The organism is Tianweitania aestuarii (assembly GCF_018457165.1).
In the GTDB taxonomy this organism is placed as follows: Bacteria; Pseudomonadota; Alphaproteobacteria; order Rhizobiales; family Rhizobiaceae; genus Tianweitania; species Tianweitania aestuarii.
The window spans coordinates 795,779-808,115 of the sequence record NZ_JAFMNX010000001.1; the positions used below are offsets into that span (position 1 = coordinate 795,779).

General features: G+C 60.3%; 11 protein-coding genes and 1 tRNA gene. 7 read left to right on the forward strand and 5 right to left on the reverse strand.

All coding sequences use genetic code 11. From position 1 onward, the window contains the following. Positions 1-108 precede the first annotated feature (108 nt). Positions 109-519, reverse strand: coding sequence for a DUF427 domain-containing protein (locus JYU29_RS03795; protein ID WP_213983410.1), 411 nt, complete (start codon positions 517-519; stop codon positions 109-111). A gap of 115 nt (positions 520-634) precedes the next feature. Beyond that, positions 635-1,033 carry a hypothetical protein gene (locus JYU29_RS03800; protein WP_213983411.1) on the reverse strand — a complete coding sequence of 133 codons (399 nt, stop codon included), beginning with the start codon at positions 1,031-1,033 and terminating at the stop codon, positions 635-637. Positions 1,034-1,259: 226 nt separating this feature from the next. Here JYU29_RS03800 and JYU29_RS03805 point away from each other — a divergent pair, with 226 nt between their 5' ends. Both JYU29_RS03805 and JYU29_RS03810 read left to right on the forward strand, forming a co-directional pair. After that, positions 1,260-2,894 carry a long-chain-fatty-acid--CoA ligase gene (locus JYU29_RS03805; protein ID WP_213983412.1) on the forward strand — a complete coding sequence of 545 codons (1,635 nt, stop codon included), beginning with the start codon at positions 1,260-1,262 and terminating at the stop codon, positions 2,892-2,894. An 8-nt stretch (positions 2,895-2,902) separates the two neighbouring features. Next, positions 2,903-3,691, forward strand: a complete 789-nt coding sequence (locus tag JYU29_RS03810) for a DUF1499 domain-containing protein (RefSeq protein WP_213983413.1) — start codon at positions 2,903-2,905, stop codon at positions 3,689-3,691. Positions 3,692-3,700: 9 nt separating this feature from the next. Here the strand turns inward: JYU29_RS03810 and JYU29_RS03815 are convergent, their stop codons facing one another. After that, on the reverse strand, positions 3,701-4,606 hold the full coding sequence (locus JYU29_RS03815) for an MBL fold metallo-hydrolase (RefSeq protein ID WP_213983414.1): 906 nt from the start codon (positions 4,604-4,606) through the stop codon (positions 3,701-3,703). 104 nt (positions 4,607-4,710) lie between these two features. Between JYU29_RS03815 and JYU29_RS03820 the strand changes: the two genes are divergently transcribed. The 4 genes from JYU29_RS03820 to cysQ all read left to right on the forward strand — a co-directional run bounded on the left by JYU29_RS03820 (position 4,711) and on the right by cysQ (position 7,726). Beyond that, entirely contained in the window at positions 4,711-5,295 is a 585-nt protein-coding gene (locus JYU29_RS03820) for a biotin transporter BioY (RefSeq protein WP_213983415.1), read from the forward strand. A 150-nt stretch (positions 5,296-5,445) separates the two neighbouring features. Next, positions 5,446-6,585, forward strand: a complete 1,140-nt coding sequence (locus tag JYU29_RS03825) for a DegT/DnrJ/EryC1/StrS family aminotransferase (RefSeq protein WP_213983416.1) — start codon at positions 5,446-5,448, stop codon at positions 6,583-6,585. Positions 6,586-6,682: 97 nt separating this feature from the next. Next, positions 6,683-6,757 (forward strand) — tRNA-Gln (locus JYU29_RS03830). A 192-nt stretch (positions 6,758-6,949) separates the two neighbouring features. Further along, on the forward strand, positions 6,950-7,726 hold the full coding sequence (gene cysQ / locus JYU29_RS03835) for a 3'(2'),5'-bisphosphate nucleotidase CysQ (protein ID WP_431192836.1): 777 nt from the start codon (positions 6,950-6,952) through the stop codon (positions 7,724-7,726). 8 nt (positions 7,727-7,734) lie between these two features. Here cysQ and JYU29_RS03840 read toward each other — a convergent pair whose 3' ends face one another. Together JYU29_RS03840 and JYU29_RS03845 are read right to left on the reverse strand one after the other, a co-directional pair. After that, complete coding sequence (locus JYU29_RS03840) at positions 7,735-8,505, reverse strand: glutaredoxin family protein (protein ID WP_213983417.1); 771 nt, start codon at positions 8,503-8,505, stop codon at positions 7,735-7,737. A gap of 81 nt (positions 8,506-8,586) precedes the next feature. Next, complete coding sequence (locus JYU29_RS03845; protein WP_213983418.1) at positions 8,587-9,513, reverse strand: carbohydrate kinase family protein; 927 nt, start codon at positions 9,511-9,513, stop codon at positions 8,587-8,589. Positions 9,514-9,755: 242 nt separating this feature from the next. Between JYU29_RS03845 and JYU29_RS03850 the strand changes: the two genes are divergently transcribed. Then, a complete protein-coding gene (locus JYU29_RS03850; protein ID WP_213983419.1) occupies positions 9,756-12,221 on the forward strand; it encodes a glycogen/starch/alpha-glucan phosphorylase in 2,466 nt (821 codons plus the stop codon). Positions 12,222-12,337 lie beyond the last annotated feature (116 nt).

Sequence of the window (12,337 nt, forward strand, 5' to 3'; positions counted from 1 at the left end):
ATCCAGGAAGTGGGCTCGAATTAATGCCGAAACAGGGCGGCAGGATCACATAGCCGCCCACAGCGATCACGATGAGCGGAGCGCCGTCATCGCGATCGTGGCAAGACATCAGAGAGCGACGGACTGATCGGTCTTGTTGTCGACCGCCTCGATGCGAACCTTCTTCGGGTAGAAGGCGGCATGACCCGCGATGGAAGAGACACCGCCCTTTGGCGTCTCGTAGGCCCACATCACATCATCGACGGCCTCGCCATTGGCGGTCACGCTCCAATGCGATGCGTCGCCCTTGTGCGGGCAATGGCTCACGGTAGGCGACTTTCTGAGGAACTCGAAATAGATGTCCTTCACGGGAAAATAGAACACGGGATCATGGTCTTCTTCACGAAGAAGCAGAGCTTCCTTCGTGGACCCGACGATCACGTCCGAAAAGGTGGCGGTGACCACGCCATCAAACGGCTCAATGGTGATACCGCCCGTTGCCGGCTGCTTGTTTGCGGTTGAAGCGTTGAAGCTGTCCATGATCCGCTCTCCCTGTTCTTTGCTGTGTGAGCGAGGAACGCAGTCAAAGGCGGCGTGTTCCACTGGTTGCGTAAGGCGAATGCTGAGGAAACTCGCCTCTACCCGCAAAGACAGCTTACAGGAGGATCGGCTCTTCTTCGCGCGCGGTGCTGACGTCAAAGGTGTCGAGCAAACCGGCCATCGAGCAAGCGAGATCCGCAACCGGATTGTTGCCGCTTGCGGCGTCCTCCACCTGCATCGTCTCGCCATCTTCGCCGAGCTTTACGAGCAGCAGCTTACGCCCGCCATCTTCGCCGGTCGGCATGGACACGGCCGCAACGGCAACAACGTTCTCTCCTGGTGTTGCTGGAAGACGAAACAGAAGCTGACCGCCGAGGCTGGTCAGCGCGACATCGACGGCGGCGTCGAAACCAAGCTTGGACACATCCTGAACCTGAAGGGCGAGTTCCAGCTCGATCGTTTCCAACGCATCGGAAAAGTCGAAGTCGTCCTGCAAAACCTGCTGCGCCTGCATCTTGGGTCTCCGCGCTTTTTGCCTGCGTGCCGCGGATGATCCTTGGCGGCCGGGATGTCACAAATAAGGCGCGCGCAGATTGGGATTGCGTCATGCGCCGGCAAGCGACTTCCAGAAACGGGACCGGTAAAAGGAAGTTCCGTAACGGAGCCGTGTTGCGGGCGGGGTGCTGGACATCGGCCGGAATCGTGGCTCTATAAGTCGTCTGTCATGGAGGAGATGACTTATGCTTGGTTTAATGCAGCAATGGCCGCTACTCTGCCATAAGATCCTTGATCACGCTGCCATTCAGCACCCGGGTCGCGAGATCGTTTCGCGCTCGTCGGAAGGACCGATCGTCCGAACGACCTATACGGATATCCATCTGCGCGCCCGCAAGATCTCGCAGCTGCTGGAGCGGGAGGGCTTCAAGCCGGGCGACCGCATTGCCACGCTGGCCTGGAACACCGGCAATCATCTGGAAGCCTGGTATGGCATCATGGGCATGGGCGGCGTTTATCACACGCTGAACCCGCGCCTCTTTCCCGATCAGATTGCGTGGATCATGAACCACGCGGAAGACCAGGCGGTCTTTGTCGATACTGCGTTTCTGCCGCTGCTGGAAAAGATTACGCCAGCCGTACCATCCCTGAAGAAGATCGTCGTGCTGACCGACGCGGCCAATCTGCCTGATACCAGGCTGCCGAACGTCGTGGCCTATGAGGCGTGGCTCGGCGGCGCGGATGGCGATTACACCTGGTATGACTGCAACGGCGACGAGAACTCGGCTGCCGGTATGTGCTACACCTCGGGCACGACGGGCGATCCGAAGGGCGTGCTCTACAGCCACCGTTCAAACGTGCTGCACGCCATGATCGCGGCCGCGCCGGATGCGATGGGGATCTCTTCGCGCGACACGATCCTGCCCGTCGTGCCGATGTTCCACGCCAATGCCTGGGGCCTTGGCCAAAGCGCGCCGATGATTGGCGCCAAGCTGGTAATGCCGGGCGGCAAGATGGACGGCCAGTCCATCTACGAACTGCTTGATACCGAAAAGGTGACCTTCTCGGCGGCCGTACCGACGGTCTGGCTGATGCTGCTCCAGCATCTGGAGGAAACCGGCAATACGTTGCCTCACCTCAAAAAGGTGGTGATCGGCGGTTCGGCCTGTCCGCGTGTGATCGTCAAGAAGTTCCAGGACAACTACGATGTTGAGGTCGTGCATGCCTGGGGCATGACGGAAATGTCGCCGCTGGGATCGCTTTGCACTCTGAAAGCCGACTTCGCAGATCTCGATGGAGAGGCCAAACTCGACATTCAGCAAACACAGGGCTACGCGCCGTTCGGCGTCGAGATGAAGGTGACGGACGACGAAGACCAGCCGCGTCCCTGGGATGGCAAGACTTTCGGGCGGCTGAAGGTGCGCGGTCCCGCCGTGGCCAAGGCCTATTACGGCGGCGCCGGTTCCGAGCAGTTCGACGAGGATGGCTGGTTCGATACGGGAGACGTCGCGCATATCAACCCCAACGGCTACCTGCAGATTACCGACCGTGCCAAGGACGTGATCAAGTCCGGCGGCGAATGGATTTCCACTATCGATCTGGAAAACCTCGCCGTCGCGCATCCCGATGTCGCCGAAGCCGCGGTGATCGGCATTGCCCATCCGCGCTGGGACGAGCGGCCGCTTCTGGTGGTCGTGAAGAAGCCCGGCAAGGAGCCGACGCGTGACGATCTGCTGGCTTTCATGGATGGCAAGGTGGCCAAGTGGTGGCTGCCTGACGACGTAACCTTTGTTGATGAAATTCCCCACACTGCGACGGGCAAGATCCAGAAGATCACCTTGCGCGAGCGGTTTAAGGATTATCGTTTGCCGACCATCTGAGGACCTGCATGGTTGCCGTTTATCCTGAGCGACAATCCCGAGCGGCGCGCTGGTCGCGCCGCAGCGCGATCTTTGCCGTCATTCTGTTTGCCGTCGCCGGTGCGACCCACCGCTACGGGCGGATTGATTCCGAAACGTTCCTGATGACGCTCGGCGTCGTGGCGGTTCTGATCGTGCTGTCGCTCTGCGCCTTTTGTCTCGCTTTCCACCGCATGTGGACGCGGGGCGACAAGGTCGGCACCAATCTCGTCGTTGCCGGTTTCTTCCTGACCGGCGCGCTGATCCCGTTCGGCTTTCTTGCCTATCGTGGCCTCACCACGCCTATGCTGCACGACATCACGACGGATACGGAAAGCAGGCCGCTCCTGAGCCCTGTGGCCGACCCGACCCGCGTGATGAACATTCCGCGCGCCATGAGCGAACATGAAGCGGAAGAGCAGCTTGCCGCCTATCCGACGGTGATCGGCCATTCCTATACGCTGCCGCCTGAGCGCATACGCCAGCTGATCACGACGCTGGTGGAAGATCGCGGCTGGCAGATCGTGCGCCCGTTTCCCAAGCTAAGCGGACCCGCCGCGACGCTCAACGCGGTGGCCGGCTCCTTCCTGCTCGGCTTTCCGTGTGACGTCGCCATCCGCGTCGCCGATGAGGAAACGATGGCCTATGTCGATATGCGCTCGGCATCGCGCTATGGCACGCATGACTTCGGCGACAATGCTGCCCGTATCGAGAGTTTCTTCGACGATCTCGATGCGGCGGTTCTGGCCGAGGCGGCGATGCCGCAAGTCAGCCAGTAGGTGGCTCGTTCAAGCCGGACGATAATGCGCGTCGAGCGCCAGATCGGGTTCCGCCTGCAACAAACCGCGTGCAACCAGATCCTCGACATGGGCATAAACCGACAAAGCCGCGGCTCCATGCAGGCGCGGATCGGTGTCGCGGTAGATGGCGGCCACCACCGCCTGGATGGTGCGATCGCCCGCCACGAAGCGCTCCAGAATTGCCCGTTCGCGCATCTTACGATGAGCCTTGAGGCCGCGCACGAAGCGATGCGGGTTTTCTACATTCCCGCCATGTCCCGGCAGATAAAGACGGTCGTCGCGCTGCAGCAGCCGGTCGAGCGAGGCCATGAAGTCTGCCATTGACCCATCCGGTGGTGCGACAACGGTTGTTGCAAAAGCCATGACGTGATCGGCTGAAAACAGGAGGCCGGTGTCTTCCAGCGCAAAGGCTGTGTGATTGGCGCAGTGGCCCGGCGTGTAGATTGCGCGGATCGCAAACCCGTCGCCTTGCACCAGCTCGGCATCAGCTAGGGCGCGGTCTGGTGCAAAGGCGTAATCCGAGCTTTCGCCGAAAGGGTTCACCTCGCCTTCGCGCAAAGGGCGGGCAGCGCGATGTGGCCCCTGCGCCAGCACCTCGGCCCCGGTTGCAGCCTTGAGCGCGGGTGTCAGCGGAGAATGATCGCGATGCGTATGGCTGACGAAGATATGGGACACGGGCCGGCCGTCGATCGCCTGGAGCAGGGCGCTGAGATGCGCCGGATCGTCAGGACCGGGATCGATCACGGCCAGCGTGTTGGTGCCGACGATGTAGCTGTTGGTGCCGTGAAACGTGTAGGGGCTTGGATTGTTGGCGGTGACGCGGACCACGTTGGGCGCCATGGATATGGCTTCACGCGCTTTGCCTTCGAAGGCCATGTTCAGTTCCAGTGACATTCGTCGACCTAACAAGTGTTCAAAGGCGGTTGCCGCTTAGCATGGAAGCCAATATACCGAAAGCCGAGCCGGCCTTGTGCCGGAAACTGTTTCGGGGAGTGGATATGGCCACGGCATCGCTAGCAAAACCCTTCATTTCCGGCATTCTGCCGCAGAACCGCACGGCACGCTTGGCGATGCAGGTCGGCATTGCCATTGTCGGCTCGCTGTTCCTGACGCTGACCGCCAAGACCAAGGTGTTCCTGGGTCCGGTCGACCTCAATCTCGGCACGCTCGGTATCTTCCTGATCGCTGCCCTGTTCGGCAGTCGACTCGGCCTCGCCACCATTCTTCTCTACATGGCCGAAGGTGCCGCCGGCCTGCCGGTGTTCCAGTCGAGCCCGGAAAAGGGCGTTGGCCTTCTTTACATGCTGGGCACCACCGGCGGTTATCTTGCCGGTTATGTCGTTGCAGGCGCGGTTGTTGGTTGGGCTGCCGATCGCGGCTTTGATCGCAATCCCTTCAAGATCGGCGCTGCGATGGCCGTTGGTGAAATTGCCATCATGGGCCTTGGCTTCGCCTGGTTGGCGACCTTGATCGGCTCGCAGGCCGCCTACACCGCTGGCGTCGTGCCGTTCCTGCTCGGTGACGCGATCAAGATCGCACTGGCCGCTTCGGTTGTTGCAGCGGTTCGTTCGCTGCGCGCCTGAGCCGTTCAGGACTGAACTTTGTGAAAGGCGGGACTTCGGTCCCGCCTTTTCGTTTGAAACAGAGTGACGCAACAGGTGATTTGCCGAATCTGAGGCGAGGGCTCTATCAACCCCGCAGTTTTAGACTGACCTTGGGGCACGCGAACGACCATGACCAACCCGACCATTCCCTTTATCGATCTCGCTACCCAGCAAAAGCGCATCCGCGACAAGGTCGATGCTGCCGTCGCCAAGGTACTGGATCATGGCCAGTACATTCTTGGGCCGGAAGTCGCGCAGCTCGAAAAAGACATGGCCGCGTTTTCCGGCGTGAAGCACGCGATCGCCTGCTCCAACGGCACGGATGCGCTCACGCTTTGCCTGATGGCGAAGAATGTCGGCCCGGGCGACGTCGTTGTCTGCCCGAGCTTCACCTTCGCCTCGACGGCTGAAGTGGTTGCTCAGCTGAATGCAACGCCGCTTTTCGTCGATATCGACGAAGACAGCTACAACCTCGATCCGGAGAAGCTGAAGGCAGCGTTGAGCGAAGCCAAGGCTGCGGGCCACAACGTCGTCGGCGTGATTGCGGTCGATCTGTTCGGTCAGCCTGCCGATTATGATGCCATCGAGACGATCGTGCGGGATGCTGGTCTTTGGCTGCTGTGCGATGCCGCGCAAGGCTATGGCGGCGTTTACAAGGGCCGCAAGGTCGGCACGATCGGCGACTTCACGACCACCAGCTTCTTCCCGGCCAAGCCGCTCGGCTGCTATGGCGATGGCGGCGCGATCTACACCAATGACGACGACACGGCCGATCTGCTGCGCTCGCTCCTGTTCCACGGCAAGGGTTCGGACCGTTACGACAATGTCCGCATCGGCATGAACGGTCGCCTCGATACGATGCAGGCGGCGATCCTGATCGAGAAGCTGGCGATCTTCCCCGATGAAATCGTATCGCGCAACGAAGTGGCGGAGCGCTACAGCAATGGCCTGTCGAATGTCGTGAAGGTGCCGCGGATTGCCGATGGCTCGACTTCGGTCTGGGCGCAATATGTGGTGCGCGCACCTGGCAAGGACCGTCAGAAGATCCTTTCCTATCTCAGCTCGAAGGGCGTGCCGACGGCTGTATATTATCCCAAGCCGCTGCATCAACAGACCGCCTATAAGGACTTCCCGCAAGCATCCGCTGGTTTGCCGGTAAGCGAGACGGTGGCGCAGGACGTGTTTGCGCTGCCGATGCATCCTTATCTTGATGAGGAAACACAGCGCTACATCATCGAGCAGGTCACCGAGGCCGTGCGTCTCGCCTGAGTTGTGAGTTGTCGCTGAAACGCGATTGATCGTTGGGATCGCTGCGTGTATAGGCCGGCGATCCTTTTCATGGCTCGTGTTTCATCGGCCATGATGGTGGGGCGTAGCCAAGTGGTAAGGCAACGGTTTTTGGTACCGTCATTCCCTGGTTCGAATCCAGGCGCCCCAGCCACCGCCTCCCAAGCTTGTCTCAGCGCCTAAAGGGACCTCTCTTTTCGGTAGACAAGCGGACCCAAAGGTCCGACGATCGGCTTGAAGATGAAAACGCGGCCGAGAATAGGGACGCCAGGTGGAAGATCCGCTGCGCGAACGGGATTGCGCCGAGACCATGATCCAGCCCGCGCCTACGCCGTGTGATGCGGATATCGTGGCCAGCCTCGAAGCGATGGCTCTGGAAGCCGGTCGTGCCATCATGGCGATCTTCAACTGCGAGTTTGCCGTTCAAACCAAGGCCGATGCTTCGCCTGTTACGGAAGCGGATGCCCGCGCCGAGGCAATCATCCTCAAGAGCCTTCGCACGCTTTATCCGCATATCCCATGTGTCGCGGAAGAAGAAGCGTCGGCTGGCATTTGTCCGCCCGATCTCGGTCAGGCGTTCTTTCTGGTGGATCCGCTCGACGGCACGCGTGAATTCGTCAATCGAAACCCGGACTTCACCGTCAACATCGCTTTGATCCGCAACGGCATTCCCGTGCTGGGCGTGGTCTATGCGCCGGCGCGCGACGTTCTGTACAGCGCCACACCCGACGGCGCTTTTCGCATCGATACGGTGAAGCATGAGCCTCGTGAACGGCGCAGGATCGTCGTGCGAACACCGGCGACCATTTTGACGGTTGTGGCGAGCCGATCACACCGCACGGAACAAACAAACAGCTACATCCAGACCTGCGGCGCCGTTGAGCTTTTGTCGGTCGGTTCCTCGCTGAAGTTCTGCCTACTGGCCGAAGGCGCGGCCGACATCTATCCGCGCTTCGGACCGACCATGGAATGGGACACTGCGGCCGGTGACGCGATTTTGCGAGCGGCGGGCGGCACGACCTGCCGCGTGGATGGCACGCCGCTCACCTATGGCAAGCGCGGCCAGGCTGGCGATTGTGACTTCGCCAACCCGTTCTTTATCGCCGAAACAAAGGCGCGCTGATCCCGACCTTACTGGATGGCAGCCGGCATCGCGGAGGGGAACAGCATCCAGACCGCCATGGCGATCATGATGACGTTTTCGGTCAGGGACACGAAGCCGAGCGGCACCTTGCTGCCGCCGCCCACACAAGCGCATTTGATTTCGCGCTTGTCGATATAAACGGCCTTGAACACCGACCATGCCCCGATGCCGCCAATGAACAAGGCGACGGGGATGGAGATCCATTTGAGCGCGCCTGCCACCATCAGCACGCCGGCAAGCAGTTCGGCAAAAGGATAGACATAGGAATACGGCACGTAGCGGCGCGCCAGAACGTCGTAATTCAGGAACATGGTCGAGAAGCTCTCGAGATCCTGCAGCTTGAGCATGGCGAGCAGGCACATCGTCATCGCAATGAACCACTGCACCACCATCAGCGTCCAGATCGTACCGAACACCGCGTAGGTTGCGGCGAGCGCCATCAACGCGGCGACGGCAAACACGGCGAGAACCGGTTTGTAGCTCACCGCGTTCGGATCGCGCACCGTCAGGCCGAAGAAGCGGCGCAGATCGTCATGGCCGCCGATCCGCTTGCCGTCGATAAAGGTCTGCGGCGTCGTCTTGACGTTGTGCTCGGCCTTGAACGCTTCCTGTTCTTCGCGCGTGCGGATGAAATGATCGTCGACCGTGTAGCCCTGCCGCTTGAGCAGATCGACCGACTTCAACCCGAAAGGGCAGATATGGCTCGGCATCACCATCCGGTAGATGGTGGCGGTCTTGGTGTTTGAAGCGGTGCTCATGAGCGCCTTCCTTCGCTGAGATCATCTGCAGCGCAGATGGGGGTTCCCCCTACTGGAAGGTCAAGAGCTGCAGGCCGCTTTTCAGGCGGTCAGTTCTTTGCGCCAGGGCGGATTGGCGCCCGCACGCGAAACAGTCACCGCGGCTGCACGGTTTGCGAAGGTAAGGGCTTCGCGCACCTGTTCTTCGTCGAGCTTGGCGATAGCCTCTTTGGTCAGGAGCTGGTGGTCGCGCAGATAGGCAAGCACCCCCGCATTCACCGTATCGCCGGCGCCGACCGTATCCTGAACCGTCACCTGCTCGCCTTGGATCTGTACGGCATGATTGCGGGAATAGCCTGCGATACCCTTTGATCCCATGGTGATGATGACGAGGCTCGGACCCTTCTGCAGCCAGCGCTCGGCAATGTCGGCATGCTCACCGGTTTCGCCGAACCAGGCGAGATCTTCGTCGGACAGTTTAACGATGTCCGACATTTCCAGCATCCGCATCATGCGGGCGCGGTGCGCTTCGCGATCCGGAATGAAGTCCTTGCGGATGTTGGGGTCGAACATGATGACTCGTCGATCCTTCTCACGCTGCATCAATGCTTCGTAGGTCGAGCCGCAGGGCTCGGGGATCAGGCTGATGCAGGAGAAGTGCAGGGCTTCCACATCCGACGAGAAGTTCGGCATGTCGTCCAGCGTCAGCATCCGGCCAGCCGTGTTCTCGTCGTAGAACATATAGCTGGCATGGCCATCCTTCAGGCGTACGAAGGCCATCGTGGTCGGACGGTCGGACAGATGGATGTAGCGCGGATCGACATGGCTGGCCGCCAGAGATTCCTGCAGCTGCTGGCCGAAGAAGTCGTTGGAAATGCCGGTGAAGAAGCCGGTCGGAACATCGAGCCGGCCAAGCGCAATGGCGGTGTTGAAGACCGCGCCGCCGACATAAGGCACGTAACCGTCTTCGCCCTCGGTGGACTTGCGCGGCAACATGTCGATCAAGGCTTCGCCGCAGCAAACGATCATCGTCCGGTCTCCCAATCATGCCGCACCGACGCGGCATTCGACGTTTCATGATGATCCGCATTTAGCGGAGCTTGATGCGCTCGGCCAGAGGCGTCGCCCTTGCAATACCGTTGCCAAACAGGTCGAATAGCTGGAATTTCGAACCTTTGGCTTCAGGTTGCGTTCACGCGCCGGGGCTATTTTCACGATTTGGGAGGCATGACGTTTGTCGGAGGAGCGGCAAACGCAAACGGGAAAAGGCGATGAGCGGACAGATACTTCCAAAGAAGCACCACCCGATCGCGCCGCAGGCGGCGCCGGGCACACTCGCAGACGAGATTCTCAAGGCGCTGATGTTTCGCGTCGGCAAGAATGCCAGTGTGGCGACCCGTCATGACTGGCTGGATGCTTCCATCAAGGTCGTGCGGGATCGCATCATCGCGCGCTGGATCGACACCACGGAACAAACCTACCGCGAGGGTGGAAAGCGCGTTTATTATCTGTCCTTGGAGTTTCTGATCGGCCGCCTGATGCGCGATGCCTTCTCCAACATGGGCATGTTGGAAGAAATGCGCGAGGCGCTGGCTTCGCTCAATGTCGATTTGGACGTCATCGCTGAACTGGAACCGGATGCAGCGCTCGGCAATGGCGGTCTCGGCCGATTGGCCGCGTGTTTCATGGAATCCATGGCGACGGTCGATGTGCCGGCGCATGGCTATGGCATTCGCTATGTGCACGGGCTTTTCCGCCAGGAAATCCATGACGGAAATCAGGTCGAGCTGCCGGAAACCTGGCTCGAACATGGCAATCCCTGGAATTTCGAGCGCCGCGAGCGCTCAATCGAAATCGGCTTCGGCGGGGCGGTAGAAGCGCTTACAGATGAGCTTGGCCGCCCGGCTGGTCATGTCTGGCGCCCGCAGGAACGCGTTCTGGCAACGGCCTATGACACTCCTGTGGTGGGTTGGCGCGGCAAGCGCGTCAACACGCTCCGACTGTGGTCGGCGATCCCGATCGATCCGATCCTGCTAGATACCTTCAATGCCGGCGACCACATCGGCGCGCTGAAGGAAAGCAACAAGGCGGAGGCGCTGACGCGCGTGCTGTATCCCGCCGACTCGCATCTTGCCGGCCAGGAACTGCGGCTGCGCCAGGAATACTTCTTTTCCGCCGCATCCCTGCAGGACATCGTCGACCGGCATCTCGGCGAATACGACGATCTGACGTCCTTGCCGGACAAGGCTGCCATCCATCTGAACGACACGCATCCAGCCGTTGCCGTGGCCGAACTGATGCGGCTGCTCCTGGATAATCATGGCTTCGCGTTCGAAGACGCTTGGGACATCACGCGCCGGACCTTCGGCTACACGAACCACACATTGCTGCCGGAAGCGCTGGAAAGCTGGCCGATCCATGTGTTCGAGCAACTGCTGCCGCGTCACATGCAGATCGTTTACGCGATCAATGCCGAGCTGCTGCGTGAAGCGCGCGACAAGGGCTTGGACGACAACCAGATCCGCAACATCTCCCTGATCGGCGAAGATGGCGAACGCCGCGTGCGAATGGGCAATCTGGCCTTCGCGGGATCGCATTCGATCAATGGTGTGTCGGCGCTTCACACCAACCTGATGAAGCAGACGGTGTTTTCCGACTTCCATCAGCTTTACCCCTCGCGCATCAACAACAAGACCAACGGCATCACGCAGCGCCGCTGGCTGTTCCAGTGCAATCCAGGTCTCACCGATCTCATCCGCGAAACGATCGGCGATCGCTTCATGGATGACATCGGGGCTTTGAGTGAACTGGATAAATTTGCGGACGACGCGTCGTTCCGCGAGAAGTTCGCGGCCGTGAAGCAGGCGAACAAGGAGCGGCTTGTGCGCGTCGTCAGCGAGCGCATGGGGCTCAGCCTCGATCCAACCGCGCTGTTCGACATTCAGGTCAAGCGCATCCACGAATACAAGCGCCAGCTCCTCAACATCATCGAGGCAGTGGCGCTTTACGACCAGATCCGTTCGCATCCCGAACGCGACTGGGTGCCCCGCGTCAAGTTCTTCGGCGGCAAGGCGGCGCCGAGCTATTTCAACGCCAAGAAGATCATCAAGCTTGCCAATGATGTGGGACGCGTCATCAACAACGATCCGGCGGTACGCGGGCTGCTCAAGATCGTGTTCATACCGAACTACAATGTCAGCTTGGCCGAGGTCATGATGCCGGCGGCAGATCTGTCGGAACAGATTTCTACGGCCGGCATGGAAGCGTCCGGCACGGGCAACATGAAGTTCGCGCTGAACGGTGCCTTGACCATCGGCACGCTCGATGGCGCCAATGTCGAGATGAAGGAGCATGTCGGCGACGACAACATCATCATCTTCGGCCTGACGGCGGCCGAGGTGAAGGAGGCCAAAGCCAATGGCTACAATCCGCGCGAGATCATCGAGAGCTCGCCGGAACTGTCGCAGGCTTTGTCAGCCATTCTGTCGGGCGTGTTCTCTCATGACGAGCCGGAGCGCTATCGCGGCCTTATCGGCGGGCTCTACGAGCACGACACGTTCATGTGCGCCGCTGACTTCGATTCTTATGCCGATGCTCAAAGGTGCGTGGATGATCTGTGGCGCGACAGCGACGACTGGTATCGCCGCGCCATCCACAACACTGCGCGCATGGGCTGGTTCTCTTCCGATCGCACGATCCGGCAATATGCCGACGAGATCTGGAACGTTGCGGCCTGATCCGAGAACCTGACGCAACGGGAAGGGGCTGGTGCATGCACTGGCCCCTTTTGTCATAGGCGTATTCCACAAAATAAAGCATAAAGGATCGCGACTTTCGCCATTCCCCCTCTAGC

What these genes read in the sequence shown, in the direction of transcription:
- JYU29_RS03795 (WP_213983410.1), bottom strand. Translation starts at nt 519, where the DNA reads ATGGACAGCTTCAACGCTTCAACCGCAAACAAGCAGCCGGCAACGGGC.
- JYU29_RS03800 (WP_213983411.1), bottom strand. Translation starts at nt 1,033, where the DNA reads ATGCAGGCGCAGCAGGTTTTGCAGGACGACTTCGACTTTTCCGATGCG.
- JYU29_RS03805 (WP_213983412.1), top strand. Translation starts at nt 1,260, where the DNA reads ATGCTTGGTTTAATGCAGCAATGGCCGCTACTCTGCCATAAGATCCTT.
- JYU29_RS03810 (WP_213983413.1), top strand. Translation starts at nt 2,903, where the DNA reads ATGGTTGCCGTTTATCCTGAGCGACAATCCCGAGCGGCGCGCTGGTCG.
- JYU29_RS03815 (WP_213983414.1), bottom strand. Translation starts at nt 4,606, where the DNA reads ATGTCACTGGAACTGAACATGGCCTTCGAAGGCAAAGCGCGTGAAGCC.
- JYU29_RS03820 (WP_213983415.1), top strand. Translation starts at nt 4,711, where the DNA reads ATGGCCACGGCATCGCTAGCAAAACCCTTCATTTCCGGCATTCTGCCG.
- JYU29_RS03825 (WP_213983416.1), top strand. Translation starts at nt 5,446, where the DNA reads ATGACCAACCCGACCATTCCCTTTATCGATCTCGCTACCCAGCAAAAG.
- JYU29_RS03840 (WP_213983417.1), bottom strand. Translation starts at nt 8,505, where the DNA reads ATGAGCACCGCTTCAAACACCAAGACCGCCACCATCTACCGGATGGTG.
- JYU29_RS03845 (WP_213983418.1), bottom strand. Translation starts at nt 9,513, where the DNA reads ATGATCGTTTGCTGCGGCGAAGCCTTGATCGACATGTTGCCGCGCAAG.
- JYU29_RS03850 (WP_213983419.1), top strand. Translation starts at nt 9,756, where the DNA reads ATGAGCGGACAGATACTTCCAAAGAAGCACCACCCGATCGCGCCGCAG.